Annotated in this window: 20 protein-coding genes; 12 read left to right on the top strand and 8 right to left on the bottom strand. The window is 63.3% G+C overall.

All coding sequences use genetic code 11. The annotated features are described in order from the left end of the window. Nucleotides 1-5: 5 nt before the first annotated feature. The gene (locus ACZ9EJ_RS22485) at nucleotides 6-2,087 is read right to left on the bottom strand and encodes a hydantoinase/oxoprolinase family protein (RefSeq protein WP_046633106.1); all 2,082 of its coding nucleotides are present in this window, start codon (nucleotides 2,085-2,087) and stop codon (nucleotides 6-8) included. 214 nt (nucleotides 2,088-2,301) lie between these two features. Here ACZ9EJ_RS22485 and ACZ9EJ_RS22480 point away from each other — a divergent pair, with 214 nt between their 5' ends. Then, complete coding sequence (locus ACZ9EJ_RS22480; protein ID WP_046633105.1) at nucleotides 2,302-3,444, top strand: NAD(P)/FAD-dependent oxidoreductase; 1,143 nt, start codon at nucleotides 2,302-2,304, stop codon at nucleotides 3,442-3,444. A gap of 359 nt (nucleotides 3,445-3,803) precedes the next feature. Here ACZ9EJ_RS22480 and ACZ9EJ_RS22475 read toward each other — a convergent pair whose 3' ends face one another. The 3 genes from ACZ9EJ_RS22475 to ACZ9EJ_RS22465 form a co-directional block, all read right to left on the bottom strand. Continuing rightward, nucleotides 3,804-4,304, bottom strand: coding sequence for a GNAT family N-acetyltransferase (locus ACZ9EJ_RS22475; protein ID WP_046640568.1), 501 nt, complete (start codon nucleotides 4,302-4,304; stop codon nucleotides 3,804-3,806). A 2-nt stretch (nucleotides 4,305-4,306) separates the two neighbouring features. Next, nucleotides 4,307-4,588, bottom strand: coding sequence for a type II toxin-antitoxin system TacA family antitoxin (locus ACZ9EJ_RS22470; RefSeq protein ID WP_046633101.1), 282 nt, complete (start codon nucleotides 4,586-4,588; stop codon nucleotides 4,307-4,309). A 307-nt stretch (nucleotides 4,589-4,895) separates the two neighbouring features. Further along, nucleotides 4,896-5,819 carry a helix-turn-helix domain-containing protein gene (locus ACZ9EJ_RS22465; RefSeq protein ID WP_046640567.1) on the bottom strand — a complete coding sequence of 308 codons (924 nt, stop codon included), beginning with the start codon at nucleotides 5,817-5,819 and terminating at the stop codon, nucleotides 4,896-4,898. 144 nt (nucleotides 5,820-5,963) lie between these two features. Between ACZ9EJ_RS22465 and ACZ9EJ_RS22460 the strand changes: the two genes are divergently transcribed. The 8 genes from ACZ9EJ_RS22460 to ACZ9EJ_RS22425 all read left to right on the top strand — a co-directional run bounded on the left by ACZ9EJ_RS22460 (nucleotide 5,964) and on the right by ACZ9EJ_RS22425 (nucleotide 15,664). Next, entirely contained in the window at nucleotides 5,964-7,409 is a 1,446-nt protein-coding gene (locus ACZ9EJ_RS22460; protein WP_046633098.1) for an aldehyde dehydrogenase family protein, read from the top strand. 44 nt (nucleotides 7,410-7,453) lie between these two features. Further along, nucleotides 7,454-8,656 (top strand): amino acid ABC transporter substrate-binding protein, encoded by a 1,203-nt coding sequence (locus ACZ9EJ_RS22455; RefSeq protein WP_046633096.1) that lies wholly within the window; start codon nucleotides 7,454-7,456, stop codon nucleotides 8,654-8,656. A 62-nt stretch (nucleotides 8,657-8,718) separates the two neighbouring features. Beyond that, a complete protein-coding gene (locus ACZ9EJ_RS22450; RefSeq protein ID WP_046633094.1) occupies nucleotides 8,719-9,585 on the top strand; it encodes a branched-chain amino acid ABC transporter permease in 867 nt (288 codons plus the stop codon). Next, nucleotides 9,582-10,523, top strand: a complete 942-nt coding sequence (locus tag ACZ9EJ_RS22445; RefSeq protein ID WP_046640566.1) for a branched-chain amino acid ABC transporter permease — start codon at nucleotides 9,582-9,584, stop codon at nucleotides 10,521-10,523. The genes ACZ9EJ_RS22450 and ACZ9EJ_RS22445 overlap by 4 nt, the downstream gene beginning before the upstream one ends. Then, nucleotides 10,520-11,251 (top strand): ABC transporter ATP-binding protein, encoded by a 732-nt coding sequence (locus ACZ9EJ_RS22440; RefSeq protein ID WP_046606564.1) that lies wholly within the window; start codon nucleotides 10,520-10,522, stop codon nucleotides 11,249-11,251. The genes ACZ9EJ_RS22445 and ACZ9EJ_RS22440 overlap by 4 nt, the downstream gene beginning before the upstream one ends. After that, a complete protein-coding gene (locus ACZ9EJ_RS22435; RefSeq protein ID WP_046633090.1) occupies nucleotides 11,244-12,593 on the top strand; it encodes an ABC transporter ATP-binding protein in 1,350 nt (449 codons plus the stop codon). The genes ACZ9EJ_RS22440 and ACZ9EJ_RS22435 overlap by 8 nt, the downstream gene beginning before the upstream one ends. A gap of 12 nt (nucleotides 12,594-12,605) precedes the next feature. Then, complete coding sequence (locus ACZ9EJ_RS22430) at nucleotides 12,606-14,084, top strand: aldehyde dehydrogenase family protein (protein WP_046633088.1); 1,479 nt, start codon at nucleotides 12,606-12,608, stop codon at nucleotides 14,082-14,084. Nucleotides 14,085-14,107: 23 nt separating this feature from the next. Further along, on the top strand, nucleotides 14,108-15,664 hold the full coding sequence (locus ACZ9EJ_RS22425) for a flotillin family protein (RefSeq protein ID WP_046633086.1): 1,557 nt from the start codon (nucleotides 14,108-14,110) through the stop codon (nucleotides 15,662-15,664). Nucleotides 15,665-15,958: 294 nt separating this feature from the next. On the opposite strand, the gene ACZ9EJ_RS22420 is transcribed toward ACZ9EJ_RS22425, so the two are convergent. Further along, nucleotides 15,959-16,789 (bottom strand): SDR family NAD(P)-dependent oxidoreductase, encoded by an 831-nt coding sequence (locus ACZ9EJ_RS22420; RefSeq protein ID WP_046633084.1) that lies wholly within the window; start codon nucleotides 16,787-16,789, stop codon nucleotides 15,959-15,961. Nucleotides 16,790-16,851: 62 nt separating this feature from the next. After that, on the bottom strand, nucleotides 16,852-18,279 hold the full coding sequence (locus ACZ9EJ_RS22415; RefSeq protein ID WP_046633082.1) for a coniferyl aldehyde dehydrogenase: 1,428 nt from the start codon (nucleotides 18,277-18,279) through the stop codon (nucleotides 16,852-16,854). Between the two features lie 75 nt (nucleotides 18,280-18,354). On the opposite strand from ACZ9EJ_RS22415, the gene ACZ9EJ_RS22410 reads away from it, so the two are divergent. From ACZ9EJ_RS22410 to ACZ9EJ_RS22400, 3 genes are all read left to right on the top strand, one after another. Further along, nucleotides 18,355-19,008 (top strand): TetR/AcrR family transcriptional regulator, encoded by a 654-nt coding sequence (locus ACZ9EJ_RS22410; protein ID WP_046633080.1) that lies wholly within the window; start codon nucleotides 18,355-18,357, stop codon nucleotides 19,006-19,008. A 228-nt stretch (nucleotides 19,009-19,236) separates the two neighbouring features. Continuing rightward, nucleotides 19,237-20,313 (top strand): alpha/beta hydrolase, encoded by a 1,077-nt coding sequence (locus ACZ9EJ_RS22405; RefSeq protein WP_052754154.1) that lies wholly within the window; start codon nucleotides 19,237-19,239, stop codon nucleotides 20,311-20,313. Between the two features lie 470 nt (nucleotides 20,314-20,783). Continuing rightward, entirely contained in the window at nucleotides 20,784-22,367 is a 1,584-nt protein-coding gene (locus ACZ9EJ_RS22400) for an ABC transporter substrate-binding protein (protein ID WP_476099865.1), read from the top strand. 80 nt (nucleotides 22,368-22,447) lie between these two features. Here ACZ9EJ_RS22400 and ACZ9EJ_RS22395 read toward each other — a convergent pair whose 3' ends face one another. After that, nucleotides 22,448-23,800, bottom strand: a complete 1,353-nt coding sequence (locus ACZ9EJ_RS22395) for a GAF domain-containing protein (RefSeq protein WP_046633077.1) — start codon at nucleotides 23,798-23,800, stop codon at nucleotides 22,448-22,450. Next, on the bottom strand, nucleotides 23,800-24,282 hold the full coding sequence (locus ACZ9EJ_RS22390; protein WP_080954183.1) for a pyridoxamine 5'-phosphate oxidase family protein: 483 nt from the start codon (nucleotides 24,280-24,282) through the stop codon (nucleotides 23,800-23,802). Before ACZ9EJ_RS22390 ends, ACZ9EJ_RS22395 begins: the two co-directional genes overlap by 1 nt. Nucleotides 24,283-24,489 lie beyond the last annotated feature (207 nt).

The raw sequence follows: 24,489 nt of genomic DNA, 5'->3' as shown, positions 1-24,489 counted from the left end.
GGCCGTTACTCCGAAAAGGTGAGATGCAGGTTCAGTTGAGGATCGACCTCGACATGGGCGCCGCTCGGGATTGCAAAGGTCGTATCTTCCTGGGCAACGACCGCCGGACCGGCGAAGCGGCTGCCGGGACGCAGGCGATCACGGCGATAGAGGCCGATCCACTCGAAATCCTTGCCGGTAAAGACCGGGATCTCGCGCTCGGGATTGACCGCCTCACCCTCCTTTCGGGCATCGAGGGGGATGTCGAGTGTCGGGCCGGCACCGATGGCCGAGAGGCGCAGGTTGACGATCTCGATCGCTCCGTCCGGATCATGGAAATCGTAGAGCCGGGCGTGCATCGCATGGAAGGCTTCCTCGATCGAACCGAGCCTGCCCTCGGCGATCCAGGCCGGCAGGATCGGCACTTCGATCTCGAAGCTTTGGCCGACATAACGCATGTCGGCGGAGACATTGAGCGTCGCGGCGCCGGCATGCCCCTGCTTTGCGAGCCAGTTGCGTCCCTCGAGGGCAAGCGCGTCCAGCGCCTCGCGCATCTGCGGTGCGGCGTCGTCTGAGAGATGGGTAAACACGGTGCGGATGAAGTCGCCGCGCAGATCTGCCACCAGGCCGCCGAGGGCCGAGACAACACCCGGGCGCGGTGCGCCGATCACCTTCGCCATGCGAAATTCGCGGGCGAGAAACGCGCCCAGCATCGGCCCGCCGCCGCCGAACGGCATCAGCGTGAATTCCCTGAGGTCGACGCCCGCGCGCGATGCGAGTTTCTCGACCTCCACGAACATTTCCGAGATGGCGATGTCGAGGATGGCCTGGGCGGCTTCCTCCGCGGAGCGGCCGATCTGTTCAGCGAGCCGGGTGACGGCCGCGCGGGCAAGCCCGACGTCGATCTGTAGCTGCCCATATGCCATCTGGCTGTGACCGAGCCAGCCGCAGACCGCCAGGGCGTCGGTCACGGTCGCCTGCTCTCCGCCGCGTCCGTAGCAGGCCGGTCCAGGTGTCGAGCCTGCCGATTCCGGTCCGACCCGCAACACGCCCTGCGCGTCGACGCTGGCGATAGAACCGCCGCCGATGCCGATCGAGCTCACCGACACGGACGGGATATGCAATGGGAACTCGCCGACCAGCTCACCGGTGCCGAATTGCGGTTCGCCGTCGATGATCAGCGCAAAGTCGGCCGAGGTGCCGCCGATATCGAGGGTGAGGATGTGCTTCTCGCCGGCACGACGGGCGAGCCAGGCGGCGCCTATGACACCGGAGGCCGTGCCGGACAACAGCATCTGCACGCAGGACCGTTTGCCGTCGTCGGCGTTCATCACGCCGCCGTTCGACTTGGTCAGCAGCGCCGGCGCCTTGACGCCACGCGACAACAGCTTCTCCTCGAGTGCGGTCAGATAGCCGGAGACACGCGGATGGACGTAACCGTTGAGGATAGCAGTGGTGGTCCGCTCGTATTCGCGGATCACCGGCCAGACCTCGCACGACGTGAAGACGAAGAGCTCAGGGGCGATCCGGGTGATTTCCTGCTTGACCGCCACCTCATGGATGTCGGTGCGCCACGAATGCAGGAAGGAGACAATGATGCCTGCGGCGCCATTGGCCTTCGCCTTTGCAACCGCTGCCGCAACCGCCTCCAGGTCCGGCGCCTCGATCTCGCTGCCATCCGCCCGCAAGCGAGCGGGAATGCCAAAGATCATGTCGCGGGCGATGAGCTGGTCCGGCCGGGAGCAGAACAGGGAGTAGACGTCCGGCATCCGCAACCGCGCCAGCTCGATGACGTCTTCGAAGCCGGCATTGGTCATCAGCGCCAGCGCCGCGCCGCGACGCTGGATCACCGTGTTGATGCCGACGGTCGTTCCGTGGACAAAACGACTGACGGCGGCGGGCTCAAGCCCTTCCCGTTCGGCCAGAAGCGACAGTCCCGTCATCAGTTCCGCACCCGGGTCGTCCGGGGTCGTCAGAACCTTCAGCGAGGCCACCCGGCCTGATCGCGTTTCCAGCGCACAGAAGTCGATGAAGGTCCCACCGATATCGACGCCGATCTTCCAGTCCTGATCGCTGGTTCCTTTGCCGGGCGCGGCCGCACTGTCCATGTCGCTAAGTCCTTTCCTGCTGCTTGTCCTGAACCTGGCACGATTGGGCAAAGGCGGTCCAAGAGCGAAAAAGCCGCTGCCCATAAGTGCCGCTTATGCCTCGCCGGGGACGTCCCATAGGTCCGGCTTATGGGAAGGCGAAAACCTCGACTTTGACACCGGCCGGCCGCACCGGAATGGTGGTGCGTATGGGAGACATTGCGGAAACGGCCTTATGGATGTGATCGTGCTGGGTGGCGGCCTGATGGGGGCCGCATCGACCTATTTTCTTGCCCGGCGTGGTCTGCGCGTGACGCTCATCGAGCGGAACCGGGTCGGCAGCGGCGCGACGGTCGCCTCGTTCGGCAATATCCGTCGCAGCGGCCGCTACCTTCCACAACTTCCCCTCGCCCGACGATCCCTGACGCTTTGGGGCAAGGCGGCGGAAATGCTGGATCGGGACGTCGAGTTTCGGGCGACCGGCCATGTCCGGCTGGTGTTCAGCCAGGCGGGGCTCGAGGAAATGCGCAGCTTCGCGACCGCCGCCAGGCCTTGGGGCCTCGACCTCGAGGAACTTGCCCCGAAAGAGCTGCATGCGCGTTTTCCGGGGCTCGGACCCGAGGCGATCGCCGCATCCTTTTCCCCCGAGGATGGAAGCGGCAATCCGCGCCTGATTGCGCCTGCTTTCGCGGATGCGGCGAGACGTATCGGTGCCGAGATCGTCGAGAACGTGGAGGTGAAAGCGATCCGGCGGAGCGCCTATGGCTTCGAGGTCGAGACTTCGAACGGCGTCCATGCCGCTGCCTGCCTGCTCAACACCGCCGGTGCCTGGGGCGCCCGGGTCTCCGCGCAGTTCGGGGAAACCGTCCCGATCGTCGCGAAGGGCCCGCAGATGGGGGTGACCGAGCCGCTGCCGCATCGCGTCCTGCCGGTCGTCGGCGTCTGGGGCCATGACCACGGCGGTGGCTACCTGCGTCAGGTGGAACGCGGAAACATCGTCTTCGGCGGCGGAGCGGAGCGCACCGATGTTTCGCTCGATACCGGCCATGCCAAGGCCGACCCCGCCCGACTTCCCGGCCAGCTGCGCGCCCTCCTGCCGATCCTGCCGGCGCTTGCCAATGTCTCGGTGATCCGCACCTGGTCCGGCTGCGAAGGTTATGTCGGCGACGGTCTTCCCGTCATGGGACGATCGGCGACGACACCGGGCCTCTTCCATGCCTTCGGGTTTTGCGGCCACGGCTTTCAGCTCGGTCCGGGCGTCGGCGACGTGATGGCGGAATTGATTTCGACCGGCGCGACCGAGACGCCTATCGATGACTTCCGGATTGAGCGATTTCGCAAGCCGCAAGAAGAAGAAGTACCAAGATCAAGGACCTGAGGCGCGGCCTTCGGAGCACGTCCGAGGGGCGATGAAAAGCGGCTATCGCTGGAACGCGCCGGACGGGTTCCCCTTGGCACGTTCATTCGCAATATCCTTTTGGGTGAAAACGCAATGAAGCGGCGGCAACCCAGAAACCCGCTCAACGACGATTCTCAACCAGCTTGCCAAGGCGATGAACATCGGCACTCTTCCGGTGAGGACGGAGACCGAAAGCGATATTGTCTCGGCCTGCGCCGATGTCGCCGCAACGCGGCAAGACCTTATCCGCGCCCTCGGCCTGGCGGGGGACGATCACCCATGCTCTTGAAAGGAAGCCAGCGGGCTGGCCATGACGATCTGGCCCGCCATTTGGCCTCTTAGGCGGATTTCGCGATTGTCGCTAAAGGCAGGAAGAGTTGCTGCGGCTTAGACTCGAATTCGATAAAACCGAAATGACGATAGAAGGCAGCCGCCTGTTCGTCCTTGGCATCGACCGCCAGCGCGAACACGCCCATTTTCGAGCGACGAGCGCGGTTTGCCGCATCCCATAACAAGGCTGCGCCAAGCCGCTTTCCCTTGAACTCCGTGTCGATTGCCAGCCTCCCGACACGGGCGACGGGAATGACCGGATAGCGCGGTAACCGCCGCGCAACGTCTTCCGGCATGTCCTTCAAGGCAACGTCGCCAGCGGACAAGGTGTAATATCCGGCGATCTGATCGGAATCCTGCGGACAAGCGACATAGCACATGGCGGCACGCCGCTTGATGTCTTGTCCTGCCTGTTCCTTCAAATAGCGGTCAAGCGGAAACACCCCGCAAGAAAAGCTTTTGCGATCATGACGGGCGGCAAGGGCTTCGATTTGGAACTGCGCTGTCACTGTTATTTCAGGATCAGCGCGTCATGGGCTGCCTTTGCGCGGTTGAGCGCTGCCGCCGGTTCCGGTGGGTTCAGCAACATGTCTACAAAACGCGTCTGGTCTTCGACAGACAGACGGATGACCTGATTTTCCTCGATAGTGCGGCGGGCCGCCTCTTGTGCCGCCGACACGATGAAGTCGCTGAGGGTACGGCCTTCGAGTTCCGCTGCCCGCTTGACTATCGCAAGCCCCTCGGGGGCAATGCGGGCTTCCAGCCGGGCCGTTCGTGTCGTTTCTTGTGTCATAACAAATCTCCTCAAAGCCAATTGTACGGCAAAATGCCGGACAACTGCAAGAAAATCCTTTGGGTCCCCCACCTGATCCTCCGCCAGCCTTCAAAACGAAGTAGCGCTGAGGGCTCGAGCCTTCGGCGGGCAGGTCCCAGGAACAGCCGACTGGGATCTGGCTTGACGCGCTGACACGGCAATTGGACCGCTGACAGCTGTGCGCCGCCCGAATTGCATGAACGGATAGCGGAAGAAAGTCGGCAATCCGGGGGATAAAAATGTACAACCCCTCGTCGCACGTTCCCCGATCTCTTGTTCGTCGCTGTCACGGCCAGGCGTGAAGGGCGTTCTGGCTCGGCGCATCGATCTGGCTGAAGCGGCGGAGATCGAGGCGGTAGCGCGCGGGAGACTGGCCCTGCAGCGATTTGAAGAACCGGCTGAACTGGGCGGCGCCGGCAAAGCCGAGGACACCGGCGACCTGCCCCAGCGACAGCGGCGAGCTCGCAAGATAAATGCGGGCCTCCATCAGCTGCCGTTCACGAATGAGCCGCGCCGGCGGCCGGCCATAGGCGCGCAGGCAGATATCGTTCAGCCGATCGCGCGAAATGCCGAGTTCGCCGGCGTAGCGGGCGACCGTCCAGTGCTTGCGGAAATGGCTTTCGACCAACGCGGTGAACTGGCTGGAAAGTGCCTTGGGGGCGCCGGGTTGCGCGCCGGCGCCATGACCGGCCGGCAGGTTGCGATGAAGGTGGACGAGCAGGATGTGCAGCAGCGATTCCACCACGGCCGCCGACATCGGGCCGGGGCGCAGGGTTTCGGCCAATATGCCGGTAAAACAGGCGGCGACCGCATCGCTGGCACTGTTGCCGGCACCCAGCCGCATGAAGGACGACCGCTCCACCATGAAGCGCAGTTGGGATGCTTCCGCCCGGCGCTGCAGGACCCGGTCCAGGATCGACGCACCCAGCAGCAGATGGGTCCCTTGCGCCCCGGCACCCAGTTCCAGCCGCATGCCGTCCCGCCACGGTATCCAGCCCATGACCGGACCGGACAGGGGAAGAACCAGTTCATCCCCGTCGCGCAGAGCGGCCTCGCCCTTTTCCAGGATCAATGCCCGGAAGTTATCCGCGTCACCGAGTCCCGCCCGGCCGAGTACGCGCGTCTGCAGCGCCGCCCTGAACCGCTCCGCGCGAACAGGCGCTTCCGGCCGCGGGGCGAGGGTGGGCGCAAGCCGTTTACGGTCGGGCATCTAAAATCCCACAACAAGCAAATACATTCCCACAAAACGTCATTTACTCTGCGGCGATGTCAATCAAAATACGGGCTCGCAGCCTGAAAAAACAAAACAAGACGGGCAGCGGGAGGATCAACGAACGGCCGTTTGGGAGGACGCATGTTCGTAGCTAGAGGTATCGTCGGTGGAGCGTCCGTTTCCGCGCTGGATGAGCGCAGTTACGAACGCCGCGACATGGCCACGGGAACGGTTTTGACGCAGGCCGCGGCCTTCGGTGCGGCGGAAGCGGAAGCGGCCGCCGATGCCGCTGCAGGAGCGTTTCCGGCATGGTCCGGCCTTTTACCCCAGGAGCGCTCGGCGCTGCTGCTGCGCGGGGCGGACCTCCTGATGGAACGTCTCGACAGGTTGTGCGCGATCGCTCATCTCGAGGTCGGAGCAACCCCCGAATGGGTCCGCTTCAATGTCGAGGTTGCCCAGGCGACCCTGCGTCAGGCGGCGGGGCTGGTCGATGCCATCCGCGACGACGAGGTGGAAGGCGGGCCGCCGGGCGTCCGCTACCGCCTGATCCGCCGGCCAGCGGGCGTGGTCCTGGGGCTTGCGCCATGGAATGCCGCGGTGGCCCTGGCCGTGCGGGCGGTTGCAGCGCCGATGGCGCTCGGCAACACGGTGGTGCTGAAGGGTTCGGAGCTTTGCCCCAAGGTGCACGAGACCGTGGCACAGATCCTGATCGACGCGGGCCTGCCGGACGGTGTGCTGAACTATGTGAGCAGCGCACCCGAGGATGCCCATGACGTGGTCGAGGCGCTGATTGCCCATCCGGCCGTGCGGCGCGTCAATTTTACCGGCTCGACCCGGGTCGGCAGGCAGATCGCCGAGATGGCGGCGCGGCATCTCAAGCGTTGCCTGCTGGAACTGTCCGGCAAGGCATCGTCGGTGGTGCTCGCCGATGCGGATCTGGATGGAGCAGCGAGGGCGGTCGCCCACGGTGCCTTCTTCAACCAGGGCCAGGTCTGCATGTCGACCGACCGGGTCATCGTCGAGGAAAGCCTGGCCGACAGCTTCATTGCCCGGCTGAAAGTAGAGGCCGACCGGCTGTGCGGCGATCCGGCGACCGGCCAGCCGCTCTACGGCCACGTCATCAGTCCGGAGGCGGCGGCCCGCCTCCACGGCCTGGTCGATGACGCCCTGGCCAAGGGCGCGGTTCTGGTCACGGGCGGCAAGAATGCCGGCACGCTGATGCAGCCGACCATACTCGACCATGTCGCCTACGGCATGCGGATCTACGAGGAGGAGACCTTCGGCCCGGTGGTCGGCGTGGTTCGGGTGGCGGATGCCGACGAGGCGGTGACCGTTGCCAACGATACGGAATACGGCCTGACGGCCGCCGTCTTCGGGGTTGACCTGACGCGCGCGCGGGAGATCGCGCGGCGGATAGAGGTCGGGGCGGTGCATATCAACGGGACGACCGTCTGCGACGATCCGACGATGCCCTACGGGGGCGTGAAGGCAAGCGGTTATGGCCGCTTTGGCGGGAGGGCGGTGATCGAGGAGTTCACCGAAATCCAGTGGATGACGGAACGGGACCTGCCCGACCAGGTCAGGTGAGCCCGTCATACGGACTTAGCATGCAACAACGGGAGGAGAAGAGAATGAAACGCAGGACATTTACCCGGCTGGCCGCCTTGGCGCTTGCAGCCGGCGTTGCCGGAACCCCGGCCATCGCGCAGGAGGTGCTGAAGGTCGGCGCCGTCGCGCCCAAGACAGGACCCCTGGCCGGCGGGGCGGCGGTCAGCTACTGGCCGAACGTCAAGCTTTGGATCAGCGACGTGAACGGTCGCGGCGGCCTCAAGGTCGGCGGCAAGACCTATAAGCTCGAAGCCATCGAATACGACGACCAGACCAATCCGGGCGAAACCATCAAGGCGGTGCAGCGTCTCGTCGATCAGGACAAGGCAAAGATCGTGCTTCCGCCCTATTCGACCGGCCTCAACCTGGCCGCCGCACCGATCTACGCACGCTATGGCCTGCCGATGATCACCTCGACGGCGACCACCGACAAGGCCGATGCCCTGTCGGCCCAGTTCCCCAACGTCTTCATCACGCTGGGCGGCGCAAAGCCGGTTGTGCAGGGTGTGGTGGACACCATGGTCAAGCTGCGCGACCGGGGCGATATCGGCAAGAAGCTCGCCATGGTGAACGTCGCGGATGCCTTCGGCATCGAACTGATGAACGAGGCCAAGCCCGCCTTCAAGAAAGCCGGCTTCGATCTGGTTTACGAGACGTCCTATCCGCTCGGCACCCAGGACCTGTCGCCGGTCATGAAGGCCGCCAAGGCCGCCGCGCCGGATGCCTTCATTGCCTGGTCCTATCCGCCTGACACCTTTGCCCTGACCGAACAGGCAATCGTTGAGGATCTCAAGGTCGGTGCATTCTTTACCGCCGTCGCCACCGCGTTCCCGGCCTATGCGGGCCGGTTCCGCACGGGCGTCGAAGGTGTGCTCGGCATCGGCGGTGTCAATGCCGACGGAGAGGCCTTCAAGACCTATGCCAAACGCCATGAAGAGGTCACGGGCGCCAAGCCGGACTATTGGGCGAGCGCCATGGTCTATTCGTCTTTCCAGGTCCTGGAAAAGTCGATCGAGGCCGTCGGCTCCTTCGATAATGCAGCCATCATCAAGCACATCAAGGCCAACAGCTTCGACACCGTGATCGGCCCCATCAAGTTCGACCAGCACAACAACAACCCCTCGTTCTGGACGGTAGGCCAGTGGCAGGGCGGCGTGTTCAAGGGCGTGGCCTCGACCGGTCGCGACGGCGCTGTCGACGTGAAGAAAAAAGCTGCCTGGAAGTAAGCAAAAGGCATTCCCGGGATCCGCAAGCGGATCCCGGGGCATCTTTCAAGCCGGGGAATGGCATGGACATACTCATAACAGGGCTACTGCTGGGCGGAACCTATGCGCTGATCGCCATGGGCCTGAACCTCCAATACGGCATGGCCCGCATCATGAACCTCGCCAACGGCGAAATGCTGGTGGCCGGCGGGTTCGTCGCCTTCTGGTTCTGGACCGGAAGCCAGATCAGCCCGCTGCTGACCGTGTTCGTCGTGGCACCGGTCGCCTTTCTGCTGAACTGGCTGATCTATCTGATTTTCCTGCGCCCGCTGGTAAAGCGCGCCAAATCGCGCGGCCAGCTGGAGGTCGATTCCATCCTCACGACCTTCGGTCTGTCCTTCGTGGCCGTCGGCCTGATGCTGGCCTTTTTCGGCGGCGACTATTTCAGCTATTCCTATCTTTCGGAGCCCGTCCATATCCTGGGCGATACCTACGGCGCCAATCGTGTCGCGGCGTTTCTGGCCGCTGTCGTGATCTGCGGCCTGCTGTGGCTGTGGCTCAACCGCAGCCGGGCCGGCATGACGATCCGCGCCATCTCGGTTGCCCCGGAAAGCGCGCGGCTGGTCGGCATCGATGTCCGGCGTACGGCAGCGCTGGCCTTTGCGCTCGGCGGCGCGGTCACCGCCACGGGCGGCGCGCTGATCTCGACTTTCCTCACACTCGATGCCTCGACGGGCGTGATTTTCACGCTGAAGGCGCTGGTGATCGTCATCATGGGCGGCGTGGGCGACGTGCGTGGCACGATCGTTGCGGCCCTGCTGCTCGGTCTGCTGGAAACCTTCGTCGCCCGGCTGGTCGATCCTGGCCTGACTTTGGCTGCCGCCTACCTGCTGTTCGTCGTGATCCTGCTGTTTCGCCCTCAGGGCCTGTTCGGGAGGCCGACCACATGAGCGCTCTTTCCTCCCGCGACTGGGGCAACCTGTCGCTGTGCGCCATAGCGCTTGCCATTGCGGCCTGCCTGCCCTGGACGGCAGGCGCCTATGGCCTGAGCATCGGCGTCACGATTGCCATGTACACGGTGCTGGCCACCAGCTGGGCGCTGTTTTCCGGGCCGACCCATTACATTTCGCTCGCCAGTGCCGCGTTTTTCGGGGTGGGAACCTATGTGACCGGCATCGGCATCCAATATCTGCCCTACTGGACATTGCTGCCGATCGCCGGCGTCGCCGGTGCCGTGATGGCCGCTCTTGTCGGCCTGGCGACGCTGCGCCTGTCGGGCGTCTACTTCGTGATCTTCACGCTGGGCCTGGCCGAGTTCGTACGCCAGATCATCACCTGGAGCCAGAACATTTCCGGCACCAAGGGCATCTACGTGCTGACCTCGATCGGTGAGATGCACATCTACTGGCAGCTGCTGGGGCTTGCCGCCCTGGTCTGGCTGCTGGGCTGGCTGATCGGCCGCTCGCGGCTGGGCTTTGCGCTCAGGATCATCGGCGACGACGAGGCCGTGGCCCGCCATTCGGGCATCGACACGGCGCGGGCCAAGATCCTGCTGTTCATGGTCCCGGGTGCGGTGGCCGCCATTACCGGCGCCGTGCTCGCTCCGCGCTATGTCTATATCGAACCGTCGCTCGCCTTTTCGCCGATGCTGTCCTTCCAGGTGGTGATCATGGCGCTGCTCGGCGGAACCGGCCGGCTGTGGGGGCCGCTCGTCGGTGTCATCCCCTTCACCTTCCTGTGGGAGGCGATCTCGGTCTCATTCCCCAACCAGACCACCCTGCTTCTCGGCGTCTGTTTCCTCGTCATCGTCTACCTGCTGCCCAAGGGCTTTGTCGGGCTGATCGATCTGGCAAACAAGAGAATGCGATCGGCGGAGGGCTATGTATGACTGCACTTTTATCCCTTCGCGGCGTTACCAAGCGCTTCGGCGGTCTGGTGGCCGTCAACCGCATGGATTTCGACGTGACCGAACATCAGGTGCTCGGCCTGATCGGGCCGAACGGTTCGGGAAAATCGACCACGCTGAACCTGATTTCCGGCGCTTTTCCCGTCACCTCGGGGGCGATCAGCCTGCGGGGACAACCGATCACGCATCTGGCCGCACAGGATATCGCACGGCGCGGCGTCGCCCGCACCTTCCAGCTGGTGCGTCTGCTGCCCTCCATGACCGTGCTGCAGAACGTGAAGGCTGGCGCTGTCTTCGGCCATCGCCGCCATTGGGGCCATGAGGCGGATGCGGTCGCAGAGGCCATGCTGGAAAAGGTGGGGCTGGCCGGCCGCGGCCATATGATGGTGGGGCAACTGACATATATCGACACCAAGCGCGTGGAACTCGCCCGCGTGCTTGCCGGAGAGCCGGGCGTCGTACTGCTGGACGAATGGCTTGCCGGTCTCAATCCGACCGAACTCGAGGAGGGAATCCGTCTGATCCGCGGCCTGCGCGACGAAGGCCGGACGGTCATCCTCGTCGAGCATGTAATGGATGCGATCCGTTCGCTCTGCGACCGCTGCGTCGTCATGGCCGCCGGCACCAAGATCGCCGAGGGAACACCCGCCGAAGTCCTGTCCGACGCCGCCGTGATCCGCGCCTATCTGGGAGACGACGACGATGCTTGAGGTGAAGGGACTGTCTGTCTCCTACGGCCAGCACCGTGCGCTGGAAGGCGCATCGCTCAAGGTTGGCCGCGGCGAGATCGTGGTCATCCTGGGCGCCAACGGCGCCGGCAAATCCACCCTGCTCAAGGCCGTCTCCGGCATCTGCGAGGGACGCGCGACCGGCGCGATCACCATGCAGGGTCGCGACATACTGGGGCTTGCCGCCAACAGGATCGTCGACGAAGGCATCGCTCTCGTGCCGGAAGGCCGAGGTGTCTTCGCCGACCTGTCGGTTGCCGAAAACCTGCGGCTGGGTGCGCATGCGCCCCGCGCCCGCGACGAAGAGGCCGGCAACCTGGAGCGCGTGCTGCGGCTCTTTCCCAAGCTGCACGAGCGCAGCAAGCAGATCGTGCGGACCATGTCCGGCGGCGAACAGCAGATGGTGGCGATCGGCCGCGCGATGATGTCGAACCCCGCTCTGTTGACGCTGGACGAGCCCTCGCTCGGTCTTTCTCCCCTGCTTTGCAAGGAACTGTTCCAGGCGTTGAAGGTGGTGCGCGACACCGGCATCGGCATCCTGCTCGTGGAGCAGAATGCCAAGCAGAGCCTCGCCATCGCCGACCGCGGCTATCTGCTGGAGAATGGCCACATCATCCATGAGGGCCGGGCACAGGACCTCCGCAACGATCCCGCCGTGCAGGCCGCCTATCTGGGTGGCGGCAAGGCGTCGGCATCAGGTCAACGGCCGGGCGGGCGGGCGACCACGCCAGCTGCGGCGCCTGGGTCGATGCCGACCCCATCTCCTGCTCCCACCTATGTTCCTCCCCGGACCACGGGGGCATCGCCCGCCGATATCGCAGCCGCAGCGCTTGCCGCCCTGCCCGCCGTTCCAATGCGCGGGGGGGGCGCAGCCCCTCATCCCGCCTCCGCTGCGCTCGGCGACCCTCTCCCCGCAAGCGGGGCGAGGGGGAATGGAAACGCCGCGGCAGATACCTTCTCCCCGCTCGCGGGGAGAAGGTCGCGGCAGCCGGATGAGGGGCAGGCCACGACAGTAGGGCCTGCATCACCCCCTCGTCCGGTCGCATCGCCGCCCGCTATGCGCGGTGCCGCGGACGCCCTGCTCGGCGGCCTGTCGCTCAATGACATCATCGCGGAAGCCAGCCGCGCAAGCCGCGCCGAACACGGCATGACCATGCCCTCGACACCACCACGCGGACGCGTCACCGCTCCGCCGCCATCCCTCCCGGCCATGCCCTCGCTCACCATGGGCAACAGCCAGGATCGACTGAAATCCGTCCTGAAAGAGATCGAGGACGCCGCTGCCCGTGCCCGGGCGTGGCGCCATGATCCCAACCGCAACTGAGGAGATTGCATTATGCTTGATGTCGTCACGTCCCCCACGCCCTCCGTCAGGGGCATGTTCATCGGCGGCCAATGGGTGCCCGCCGCCCGCACCTTCGAGGATCTCAACCCTTCCGACAACACGGTCTATGCGCGTATTCCCGATGGCTCCGCTGCCGATATGCGCCGCGCGATCGATGCCGCCCAGGCGGCCTTCGGCGACTGGGCGGGCCGCGCCTTTCACGAACGCGCGCATCTGCTGTTGAAGATCGCCGACGTCTGGGATCAGCGCAAGGCCGACTTCTGTGCCGCGGCCATGGCCGAAGGCGGCGGCTGGAAGGGCAAGGGCATGTTCGAGGCAGGCTATGTGGCGGAGGTATTCCGGTCTGCGGCCGCGCTCTGCTACCAGTCGATCGGCGACGTGCTGCCCTCCGAACACCACAAGTTCATGATGGCCACCCGCTTCCCGCTCGGCGTCGTCGGCGTCATCAGCCCCTGGAACATGCCGGGCATCCTGACCTCGCGCGGCTTTGCCGCAGCCCTTGCCGTCGGCAATACGATCGTGCTGAAGCCCTCGGAAGACACGCCCTATTCCGGCGGCCTCTACTTCGCCGAAATCCTGGAAGAGGCCGGCGTTCCGGCGGGCGTCTTTAATGTCGTCACCTGCTCGCGCGAGAGCGTGGGCGCCGTCGGCGACGAGATGATCGGCAATTCCAAGGTCAAGGCGATCAGCTTCACCGGCTCCACCGCCGTCGGCCGCCAGATCGCCGCCAAATGCGGCGCCTATCTCAAGAAGGTCTGCGTCGAGCTCGGCGGCAAGGATTCGATGATCCTGCTGGAGGATGCCGACCTGGATGCCGCCGCGCGGGCCGCCAATTTCGGCAGCTTCATGCACCAGGGTCAGGTCTGCATGTCGACGGAGAAGCTGCTGGTACACGAGAAGATCTACGAGCCGTTCATGGAACGCTTCCTGGCGCGCGCCCGCAAGCTCAAGACCGGCCATACCAATGATCCCTCCAATGTCATCGGCCCGCTGGTCAACACCCGCCAGGCGCTCCGCGTCAAGGCACTGATCGACGACGCCGTGGCCAAGGGCGCCAGGGTGGAGCTGGGCGGCCGCGCCTGGGAGAATTTCGTCGAGCCGACCGTGCTCACGAATGTCAACAGTTCCATGAACATCTGGCACGACGAGACCTTCGGTCCGGTGGTCGTGGTCTGCCCGTTCCGCGACGATGGCGAGGCGGCATCGCTCAACAACGATACGGAATACGGGCTAACCGCCGCGGTCTGGTCGAGGGACGAGGCGCGGGCCCTGCGGCTGGCCGAGCGGCTGGAAACCGGCATCTGCCACATCAACTGCCAGAATATCAACGACGAGCCGCATGTGCCCTTCGGCGGCACCAAGGCCAGCGGCGTCGGACGATATGGCGGGCGCTGGTCGCTCGACGCCTTCACCGAGCTTCGCTGGATCACGCTGGATCGCGGCGGCCGCCACTTCCCGCCGCAGTTCTGACCGGCACCGAAAGGACTTTTACCATGAGCGCTCTGGGCTGGATCATCATCCTACTCATTCTTGCGGCCATCCTGATCGTGCTGGCCGCCCTGTTCTACCAGCGGGCCACCAATGAGGTGAGCCTCGTGCGCACCGGCATCGGCGGCCGCAAGGTGGTGATCGACGGCGGCACGCTGGCGATCCCCTATTTTCACGAGGTGGGACGCGTCAACATGCAGACCATCCGCATGGACGTGTCGCGTACCGGCGACAGTGCCCTGATCACCAAGGACCGCATGCGCATCGATGTCGGCGCCGAGTTCTACACATCGGTCGTTCCGGAGAAAGCCGCGGTGGTGCGGGCCTCGCAGACGCTGGGCCGGCGCACCTTCCAGGCCGATCAACTCAAATCCCTCATCGACGGCATGATGGTGGATGCATTGCGCGCCGTCGCAGCCCAGATGACCATGGACGAACTGCATGAAAACCGCGGGGAGTTCGTGCGACAGGTGCATGAAGCCCTGTCGGGCACTCTTTCAAAATACGGCCTGCAGCTGGACAGCGTCTCGCTGACGTCGTTCGACCAGACGCCGTTCTCGGCTCTCGACGAAAACAACGCCTTCAACGCCGTGGGCATGCGCAAGCTCGCCGAGGTCATCGCCAAGTCAAAGAAGGAGCGGGCGGAGATCGAGGGCGAGAGCCAGGTCAGCGTGCGCCGCGCCGAGGTGGATTCAAACCGCCGCAAGCTGGAAATCGAGCTGGAACAGCGTCGCGCCGAGATTCAGCAGACCCAGGAGATCGAACTGCTGCTGGCACAGCAACTGACGGAAGTCGCCCGCCGCAAGGCGGAGGCCGAGACCGCGGCCGCCGAAGCCCGTATCGGCATGGAACGCGCCATCCAGTCCGCCTCCATCGCCCGCGAACAGATCATCCGCGAGGCTGAGATCAACCAGGCCCAGGCGCTGGAAATCGCCGAGCAGGATCGCTCCATCCTGATTTCGGCAAAAAGCCAGGAGGAAAGCCAGGCCAAGGCGGAGGCGGCGGACGCGCGCGCGGCCGTGATCACCGCGGAGGAAAATCTCGAGACGGTGCGCCAGGTGGCGGAGGCCGAGCGCCGCAAGCGGCTGGCGCTGCTGGCCGCCGAACAGGATGCGGAAGCGCAGGCGACCCGCGTGCGCATCACCTCCGAAAGCGACCAGATCGCCGCCAAGACCCGCGGCGTGATCCGCCGGGAGGAGGCCGACACGCTGCGCATCCAGAAGAAGGCCGAGGCCGACGGCGAGGCCGCCCGGATTGCGGCAGAAAACACCCGCTCGCCGGAACTGGCGGCCATGGAGATGGAAAAGACGCGGCTCGCCGCCCTGCCCGCTATCATCGGCGAGATGGTCAAGCCGGCCGAGAAGATCAGGGGCATCTCAATCAACCACATCACCGGCCTTGGCCGCTCAGGCGAAGCCGGCGAACGCATGCCCTCCCCCGTCGACCAGACCGTCAGCTCCATCCTCGACATGGCCGTGAGCCTGCCGACCATGAAAAAGCTCGGCGATGCGCTTGGCATGAACCTGGAAAGCCTCGTTCCCGAGGAGCCGCGCAAAAGCTGAGAAAACGTTGAGGCCCATCCGGGATGCGCTTGGAAACTGGCGGAAATCGAGGATGCGCTTTCACAGCGCATCTGCGATTTCCGTAGCCGTTCTGGCGGCACGGGCGGGGGCATGGCTGCCGTTTTGCAGTTGATCGTAAGCCTCTGTCCGGTGACCGTCGCCTTCCGAGCTTGTTGAGGCGCGGGCAAAGCGCTTTATCTGCCCAAGAAAGAAGGCGGCAGAGCATGGTTCGTTTTTTCGTCTGGGCCGGGCGGTCCAGCTGCGCCAGGACAGGGCAACTGATGCCGAACTCTGTCACCCGAGAATTCTTTTCATGGTCGCCCTCTGCATCGAACGTGGTGTCAGGCGATTTGAAAATGCAATGATGTTGTTCATGAACCCGGCAACCACCGACGCCTTGCCTTGTGACAACGCTCGCAGACCGCTTTCGGCGACAGGACGGGGCTTCATCGTCAGAAGGCGCAGCATAGGCGAGACGGGAGCGTCGGCTGCTGCATCGAAGCCGGTTTCGGTGTGCCCTGGGCAAAGACTGGTGACGACCACACCTTTCGGACGAAGTTCGTCGTGCAGGGCTTCTCCAAAGGCCAGCACATAAGACTTCGTCGCTGCGTAAGCCGCAAAGGTTGGAACGGGCTGGAGCCCCAGGAGACTCGCAATGAGAAGGATCTGCCCGGATCCCCTAGCTGCCATGTCCCGCCCGAACACATAGCTCAGCTCGGTGAGCGCGGTGATATTGAGCTGAAGCATATCACTCGTGCGCTCGATCGGTGTTTCCAGGAATTCGCCGTGCAAGCCGTAGCCGGCATTGTTCACCAGAATGTCGATCTGTAGCGACCTCTCGTCCAGGCTGCTTTTCAAACGGGCAGCGGCTCCAGGCGCGGCAAGGTCGATTGGCTCGACATGGATATCGACGCCATGTTTCCGGCGAAGCTCGGCCGCGAGCTTTTCCATCGGATCCCGTCTCCGGGCTGCGAGCACGAGATCGACCTTCTGCGCCGCAAGCAGCTCGGCAAATTCGAGCCCAAGGCCGCTTGATGCGCCTGTGATCAGGGCCCGGTTTGTTCGGATGCCTTCCGACTTTTCAACAGTCGAGATTTTTGTTGTCGTGCCAGCGGTGTCTTGCATCTGTTTTCCTTTCAATGAGATCTGAGCAGCGAGCCAGCGTCATGCCCGCGGAACTCTGCGTGTCAGCGCAGCATGACATTCAGAACGCGGTCGACCAGCTTGCCGAATGGCGCGCGGAAAAGTTTGACGACGTTCCACCGGCGCTGGGCATAGATACCCTTTGCATGGCTAAGACGCTTGAAGCCTTCGATGCCGTGATAGGCCCCGATGCCGCTCGCACCGACGCCGCCGAACGGTAGATCGTCCTGCGCGACATGCATGATGGTGCCGTTTATCGTGACGTTGCCGGAAGTCGTGCCGGTCAGCACTTTGCGCTGGTCCGTGCCGCCGGATCCGAAATAGTAGAGCGCCAGCGGCCGCGGCCGCGCGTTGACATATGCGATGGCCTCATCAATCGTGCGATAGGTGATGACCGGCAGGATCGGTCCGAAAATCTCTTCCCGCGCGATGCGCATTTGGTCCGTCATGCCCAGCAATACCACAGGGGCTAGCGTATGCGGGCGGTCGGCCGCGCGATCGGGCCCGACACCGATATCGACGATTTTCGCGCCATGCGCGCGCGCATCCTCGATCAGTCCTTCCAGTCTGCCGTAATGACGCTCGTTGATGATCGAGGTGTAGTCTGCACCCGATGCACTATCGGGATACAAGGCAGCGGAGCTTGCCTGATAGGCCTGAACGAACGCATCGAGATCGCTTTCGTGGACCATCGCATAGTCCGGTGCGATGCAGGTCTGACCGGCGTTGAGAAGTTTACCGAATGCGATCTCGGATGCTGCCTGCTTCAGCGAGTGGCCTTTCTCAACGATGACCGGCGATTTGCCCCCGAGCTCCAGCGTTACCGGGACAAGGTTGTCGCTCGCCGCCTTCATGACGGCACGTCCGACCTGTGTGCTCCCGGTGAACAGGAGATGGTCGAACGGTAGCGCGGAGAACGCTGCCGCAACGGACGCGTCGCCTTGAACGACGGCTACTTGATCCTTCGGGAAAATGTCTCCCAGTATCTCCGCCAGCAGGGCGCTGGTCGAAGGGGTCAGTTCGGACGGCTTGAGCAGGACCCGGTTGCCTGCGGCGATCGCGGTGGCGACCGGCATAAGGGCAAGCGTCACGGGATAGTTCCATGGTGCGATGACCCCGACGACGCCAAGGGGCTGATATTCGATCCATGCCTTGCCGAACTGCATGTGGATGGGAACATGGCGCCGCTCCGGCCGCATGAACCGGCGCAGGTTTCGACGAAGATAGTCGATCCCGCCGACAAGGCCAAAAATCTCCATGATCGCCGTCTCGTGCCGGGAACGATGGCCAAAGTCGGAATCAACGGCTGCCTCGATCGCCGAACGACGGTCGATCAGAGCCTTTTTAAGTTTCGCGAGATCGGCGCGACGACGGGCGAGTGAGGGTGAACCGTCGCGCAGGAATGCGGCGCGCTGTGCATCGAGGAGCGACGCGAGATTTTCTGCATCGGCATTTTTTGTGATGGCGTTCATAACGGAGTCCATGTAGACAGAAGAAACATGACGCCTGTCTACGCGCAAGAGTAAGCGCTGTCAACATATGTTTACATGGGAAACTTCAACGTGCAGAAAACCCCACCGGAACGACCCTACCATCACGGCGACCTTCGCCGCGCGCTTGTCGACACGGCTTTGGAGGTGATGCGAGAGGAGCGGAACTGGCAGTTCACATTGCGGGAAATCGCGCGACGCGCCGGCGTGAGCCACGCGGCGCCGTACAAGCACTTTCCCGACAAGGCCGCGTTGCTGACGGAGCTGGCGATGATCGGGTTCGATCAGTTACGCACAACATTGATAGAGGCGCAGTCCGGTGCAGGAGGGGAGCCACGCGAGGCGCTGCTGCCCATGGCGCGCGCCTATGTCGATTTCGGCATCGACAATCCCGCCCTTTATAGCCTGATGTTTGGCGCAGAGAGCCGCAACCAGTGCGACGTCCATCTCGGTGAAAATGCGATCAGCGTGTTCGATACGGTCATGGATGTCCTGGCCCGCGGCCAGTCCGACGGTGTATTCCGCCAACGGCCGGTTCGCGATCACGCAACGGCGTGCTGGTCGCTTCTTCATGGAATGACCATGTTGTCGATCGACGGCCTGCTGCTGCCCGAAAAGGTCGGTCTGGAGCCGCTGAAGGCTGCATTCGGGACACTCATGGAGGGGATCGCGAGCGGCTATGACGATGTGAAAACGCCCGATCTCCCGTGAGCGCGAGGGCCTTCTTGTGGTGCGGTGGCCAGTGCAAACAGGATGAGGCTGCTGCGGATTGTCCGGGCCGGATATAACTACTTTTCATGAAAGGCGCCGTTTAGTTTCTTGCCGTCTCGTGCGCCCGCCGTCATCCTGGTGACCGGTTCCGTGATCTTCACACGAGGAGATGGATGATGGGGTGGCGATGGCCGCTATCATCACAGCGGCAAGATCAGATGGAAAGCCATGACGCTCAAAGTCGCGAGGCAAGGACATTTCTTCGTTGAAGGCAGCTATCAACCTTCGAAGGGTCGTACGGTTTCCGGCTCAATGGCTGTCTTTTATCAAATTCCCGAAACCGAGGGCGGCCGCAAGCTACCGCTCGTGATCATTCACGGCGCCTGGCAGACGGGCGTCAATTTCCTGGAAACGCCGGATGGACGAGAGGGTTGGGCCAGCTTTTTCCTCAGGCGCGGCTACCCTGTATATGTCGTCGATCAGATCGGACGGGGACGGTCCGCTTACGCGCCTTCCCTGGACGATTTCGTCCGCTCGCGTCCAAGCGTAGACATTGTCTGCGATTATTTCACCGCCCCTTCGAAAGCAATGCTTTACCCTCAGGCCGCGCAACACAGCCAGTGGGTGGGGAACGGGCAGCCCGGAGATCCGGTGTTCGAACATTTCTATGCCTCTCAGACGGATGGAATAGCCGATCGCACATTGAACGAGGCACTTGGCAGATCCGCCGGCATCAATCTTGTCGATAAAATCGGTGAGTGCATTTTGCTCTGCCACTCCCAGGCGGGGCCGATCGGGTGGGGAATTGCCAACGACCGGCCGGAGGCGGTCAAGGCGGTGGTCGCAATCGAGCCGTCAGGGCCGCCGTTCTTCGACATCGACTTCCCCGCCGGTGAACACGGCTTCGAGGAAACCCAGCTTGTGCGGCCCTATGGCTTGACCGCGTTACCTCTGGAATATGCCCCATCCGTGCAGTCGTCGAGCGAGTTGGCGCATGACCTCCATCCATCCGCCGATCCCCACCGATATGCCGCATGTCGACTTCAAGTCGGCCCCCCTCGCCAATTGAGCCGTTTCACGATGCCCATCCTGTTGCTCACGTCCGAATGCTCGTACCATTCGGTCTACGATCACGGCACGTCGAACTATCTGTCCCAGGCAGGTGTTGATCACCATTTCATCCGCCTTGAGGAACTGGGTATCCACGGCAACGGTCACTTCATGATGCTGGAACAGAACTGCGAAGGCGTGGCGGGTGTTGTCGCCGACTGGCTCGATGCGCAAGCACCTGAATCCCTAGCATAAACAGCCATGTGACGGTATTTGCGGCAGGCGCGTAACCGCGCCGATCTCAAGAATGACACGCCTTGCGCCACGCAGGGCGTCAAGTTCGTCTTCCGAGCCTTGAGCCTACACGGGAACGAGTTTGCCATATTCGGCCAGCCGCCCTCCATGGTCTCTCGACCTGACACCCCGATGGCCCGCAATCGAGACATCTTTGTCCCTTCCCGCGCGGCTATGAATAACCGATGATTATGCTTTGTTGAAAGTTCGACTACCGCCTGTGCCGTAGGCAACACGCGAGATCGCCTACATTGCAGAGGCGCAGCAGCTCCAGGATGGGGGATAATCACGGAAGCAGAGGCGCTCAATATAACTATTATTCATGATAAGCGTCGTTTTAGTTCGTTGCACTTTCAAGACCGTTTGATGATCCTCTCAAAAAAGGGAACGCCTTCAAGCAAAAAACAACGAAGGCATAAACGGAGCGTGAGATGAAGAATTTTCCGAAAGTCAAACTGGTTATATCAGCTGTCTCGCTGATGATGAGCATGGCGTCGGTATCAGCCGCAGACCTGAAGATCGGCGTGAAGTCCGAGCCATCGTCGCTCGATCCGCAGTTCCACGTTCTTGCCACCAACATGCAGGTAGCGTTTGCCATTTTCGAACCGTTGGTAATGATGAACGAGAAGCTTTCGGCACAGCCGGGGCTTGCCGAAAGCTGGAGAACCGTCAGCGATACCGTGTGGGAATTCAGCCTGCGCAAGGATGCCAAGTTTTCCGATGGCTCGGCCCTGACTGCCGATGACGTCGTCTTCACCTTCGAGCGTGTTTCCAAGGTGCCGAATAGCCCCACGGCGTTCACACTGTTTACGCGCCAGATTGTCAAGGTCGAAGCGGTGGATGCGCATACCGTGCGTATCGCCACCAAACAGTCCTACCCGCTTCTGATCACCGACATCGCCAACATCCCGATCATGTCGAAAGCGGCAGCGTCTGGCCCTGCTCCCGAAGGCAAGACCACGGTGGAGCTGAATCGCGGCGAAGGCCTCGTCGGCACAGGCCCGTTCAAGTTCGTCTCGTGGCAGAAGGGCGCCGACCTGGTTCTGGAGCGCAATCCGTTTTATTGGGGCAAGGCTCCCGAATGGGACAAGGTGACCTATCGTCCGATGACCAATGCCGCAGCTCGCGCCGCGGCACTCCTCTCCGGCGATATCGACGTCATGGAAGACCCGCCGACCACCGATCTGGAGCAGTTCAAGAGCAACCCCAAACTTTCAGTATCCCAGGCTCCGGCAAGCCGAATTGTCTATATCGCGCTGGACCAGCATGGCGAGCCCAGCCCCGGCATCAAGGGCACGGGCGACAAGAACCCCTTGAAGGACAAGCGCGTTCGCGAAGCGCTGTCACTGTCAATCGACCGCTCCGCCGTCGTCGATCGCGTGATGGGCGGCGTTGCGGTGGCGGCTGGCGACCTTGTCACACCAACGATGTTCGGTGCGGTTCCGGCACGCGCCAACGCACCGGCTGCCGATGCCGCGAAAGCCAAGAAGCTGCTGGCCGAAGCCGGATACCCAAATGGTTTCGAGATCACGCTCGGCACGCCGAATGGCCGCTACGTCAACGACGTGCGGGTCGCACAGACGATTGCGGCCATGTGGACGCGCGTAGGCGTTAAAACAGAGGTTGCCGCAGCCGCTTCGCCGGTGTTCTTCAAGAACCGCGATACTTTCCAATACAGCGCCTACCTCGCCGCCTGGGGCAATTCGACCGGCGAAGTGGCCACGACACTGCTGGCCCAGGTTGCAACGCGTGATCCGGCGACCGGCAGCGGAACGGGCAACGGAGGTCGGTACTCCAACAAGGCAGTAGACCAGCTTCTTGCGCAGGCATCCCAGGCACTGGACGACAAGGCTCGCAGCGAACTGTTGCAGAAGGCCGACGACATTGTGCTTGCCGATTTTGGCATCCTGCCGATCCATTTCGAGGTTCCGGTCTGGGCGCTGAGGACGGGCATGACTTATGCAGCCCGTGCGGATCAGTATACATTGCCGCAGGGCGTCACCTCCACAAAGTAAGTCGAATTCCGGGCCACCGCGAATGCTTTGCTGCGGGCCGGAGACGCCTGAGAGGTCGGTCAACGCCAAAATTCCTCAGCTCAGCGGTAATCGCCTACGGTCGCGTCGAGGATGAGAGGTCCTTCCGCCTCCATCCGGACGCGGCCTCTACCGGCGCGGACGAGGCGCATGCGCGCCTGCTTCTCTTCGAGGCGTCGACGCAACAGCAGGAGCCGGGTTTCCAGATTGTCCTTAATCTCCGGCATGCGGGGACCGGCCGCGAGCCGCATTTCCCGGTTGGTGAATTCGCTCCTGCCGTCACTCAAATGCCATTCGAGCATCAGACGTAGCAGGGCGCCGGCTACGCCCTTCACTATGTAGGTGCCGTCGACAAACACGCTGTCGTCGAAGCGGTGATGGACGACGCGGACTTCTTGCCCCGAGACAACAGGCTCGGGCATGCGGACCGCCGGTCTCAATTCGGCGGCGGCCGCTTCCCGTTCGCTGGCCCTGAGGGCACTGGCAGCCTGTCCCGCCAGAATTTCGAGCGCAGCCTCATCCTCTTCACGGAAAGCGAGCCTCTCCGCGCTCTCGATGAAGAGCACGCCCATCACCGTGCCGCCGGCGGTCATGGGAACGGCAATCTGGCTCATAGCCGTCGGCAATTGTGGGAACGCGACGGTGCGTGAAGTATTTTCAGCCCCTTCCGCCTCCAGGCCAATCGCTTCGCCGAAACGGCGCACGCGGCTCATGTCGCTGACCTTGATCGTCTGACCGCTTGTTGTCGCAGCGCCGATCAATCCCTCGCTGCCAGCGACTTCGGATCCGAGGCCCGAGCGCTCGTAGCCGATGCTGCCGGTGGTGATCAGGCAGCCGCGATGGTTGTCGCGGATGAGCACGAGCGCATTGCCGTATCCAAGAACGCTCTGGACGCCGCCGAGCAGGCTGTCGATGATCTCATCGGCCTCCGCCTGCTGCTCGATCACCTTGATCGCCTCCGAGAGGGCGGGGAGGCGGACGGGCGGACGGGTGGCCATGGCCGGCGCGGTCTCCACCGGCGAGAGGACCTTTTCGATCCCGTATACCCGGAAAACATCGGCGCTCCTGAGCCGCATGACATCCGACATGCCGACCTGTGCACTGCTCGCCTTGAGCTGCCGGGCTATCTTGTCAAACAGCGCGCCGCCATCGACAGAACGCACAAAGCCGATGTCGAGCAGGAACTGATCGCCGGTGAACCCGTCGACGAGGATCAGCGTGATCTTGGGATTGGCGCGCACATTTGCCGCCGTCTTGGCGAAGAACTGGTTGGAAAGCGCAACATGCTCCTCATCGACCCGCATAACATGGGAGAGATAGGATATGTTCGGCATGCCATCGGCAGAGGCCGTGGCGATGATGGAGGGGATGACACCCTCGAAGCAGGCGGAGAGATCGGAAAGCCGCAGGTTCATCAGGATTTCGCAGCAGATTGCTCGCCTGCCAGCATGCCGGCGAGCGGCCCAGGTGTCTGGATATAGATCTCGCTGATCGCAAGCCGGGCGACCCGCGCGTCGCGCGCCGTCAGCCATGGCGCGATGAGGCGCCGGGGCACACCGAGGGATTCGAGTTCGTCCGTCGCCGCGGTCATGAAACGGTCAGCGCGATCGAGGTCAGGCGTTTCCGTGTCCCGCATCGTGGCGGTGCCCTTCAGCTGGAAGCTCACATAGTCCGAGGGGCTGACGAAGGTGACGGCGATCCGCCCGGTCTGCCGCACGCAGGGCTCAAGTCGCGGCCACTGCCAGGCGGAAAAAATGACGTCGATTGTCTCGCCGTCCTCCAGGAGATGAAAGCCGACACCGCGTCCTGCAGAGGGCCGGCGGGTCTCGTCGGCGACCGCGATAATGCACATCAGCGGCCGATTGAAAAAATCGAGGAGCCTGTCGTCGAGCCTCACTGCCGTTCCCCTACTGCTTGTCCACGGTCTTAGCAAACTTTTAGGATATTCAACACGGTTTGCACATTCATTTAGGAACGCCGGTTTTCACGGTGCGCTATAGAAGCGCCGTACCGGCTAGGCGGCCTGGATAATCATCATCTGCCCGTCTTCGGCGGCCTCGCACCAGGCGAAAGACATCAGCACCCCCGCCCCGCATGCCGGAGC

It is taken from the genome of Neorhizobium sp. USDA 3394, from assembly GCF_056280385.1.
This window is presented reverse-complemented; position numbering and strand designations above follow the sequence as displayed.

Excerpts from the sequence above, each read along its gene's own strand:
- ACZ9EJ_RS22405 (WP_052754154.1), top strand. The coding sequence starts at position 19,237 with ATGACGCTCAAAGTCGCGAGGCAAGGACATTTCTTCGTTGAAGGCAGC.
- ACZ9EJ_RS22415 (WP_046633082.1), bottom strand. The coding sequence starts at position 18,279 with ATGAACGCCATCACAAAAAATGCCGATGCAGAAAATCTCGCGTCGCTC.
- ACZ9EJ_RS22465 (WP_046640567.1), bottom strand. The coding sequence starts at position 5,819 with ATGCCCGACCGTAAACGGCTTGCGCCCACCCTCGCCCCGCGGCCGGAA.
- ACZ9EJ_RS22395 (WP_046633077.1), bottom strand. The coding sequence starts at position 23,800 with ATGAACCTGCGGCTTTCCGATCTCTCCGCCTGCTTCGAGGGTGTCATC.
- ACZ9EJ_RS22430 (WP_046633088.1), top strand. The coding sequence starts at position 12,606 with ATGCTTGATGTCGTCACGTCCCCCACGCCCTCCGTCAGGGGCATGTTC.
- ACZ9EJ_RS22420 (WP_046633084.1), bottom strand. The coding sequence starts at position 16,789 with ATGCAAGACACCGCTGGCACGACAACAAAAATCTCGACTGTTGAAAAG.
- ACZ9EJ_RS22480 (WP_046633105.1), top strand. The coding sequence starts at position 2,302 with ATGGATGTGATCGTGCTGGGTGGCGGCCTGATGGGGGCCGCATCGACC.
- ACZ9EJ_RS22485 (WP_046633106.1), bottom strand. The coding sequence starts at position 2,087 with ATGGACAGTGCGGCCGCGCCCGGCAAAGGAACCAGCGATCAGGACTGG.
- ACZ9EJ_RS22410 (WP_046633080.1), top strand. The coding sequence starts at position 18,355 with ATGGGAAACTTCAACGTGCAGAAAACCCCACCGGAACGACCCTACCAT.
- ACZ9EJ_RS22455 (WP_046633096.1), top strand. The coding sequence starts at position 7,454 with ATGAAACGCAGGACATTTACCCGGCTGGCCGCCTTGGCGCTTGCAGCC.
- ACZ9EJ_RS22425 (WP_046633086.1), top strand. The coding sequence starts at position 14,108 with ATGAGCGCTCTGGGCTGGATCATCATCCTACTCATTCTTGCGGCCATC.
- ACZ9EJ_RS22470 (WP_046633101.1), bottom strand. The coding sequence starts at position 4,588 with ATGACACAAGAAACGACACGAACGGCCCGGCTGGAAGCCCGCATTGCC.
- ACZ9EJ_RS22445 (WP_046640566.1), top strand. The coding sequence starts at position 9,582 with ATGAGCGCTCTTTCCTCCCGCGACTGGGGCAACCTGTCGCTGTGCGCC.
- ACZ9EJ_RS22450 (WP_046633094.1), top strand. The coding sequence starts at position 8,719 with ATGGACATACTCATAACAGGGCTACTGCTGGGCGGAACCTATGCGCTG.
- ACZ9EJ_RS22400 (WP_476099865.1), top strand. The coding sequence starts at position 20,784 with ATGAAGAATTTTCCGAAAGTCAAACTGGTTATATCAGCTGTCTCGCTG.
- ACZ9EJ_RS22440 (WP_046606564.1), top strand. The coding sequence starts at position 10,520 with ATGACTGCACTTTTATCCCTTCGCGGCGTTACCAAGCGCTTCGGCGGT.
- ACZ9EJ_RS22435 (WP_046633090.1), top strand. The coding sequence starts at position 11,244 with ATGCTTGAGGTGAAGGGACTGTCTGTCTCCTACGGCCAGCACCGTGCG.
- ACZ9EJ_RS22460 (WP_046633098.1), top strand. The coding sequence starts at position 5,964 with ATGTTCGTAGCTAGAGGTATCGTCGGTGGAGCGTCCGTTTCCGCGCTG.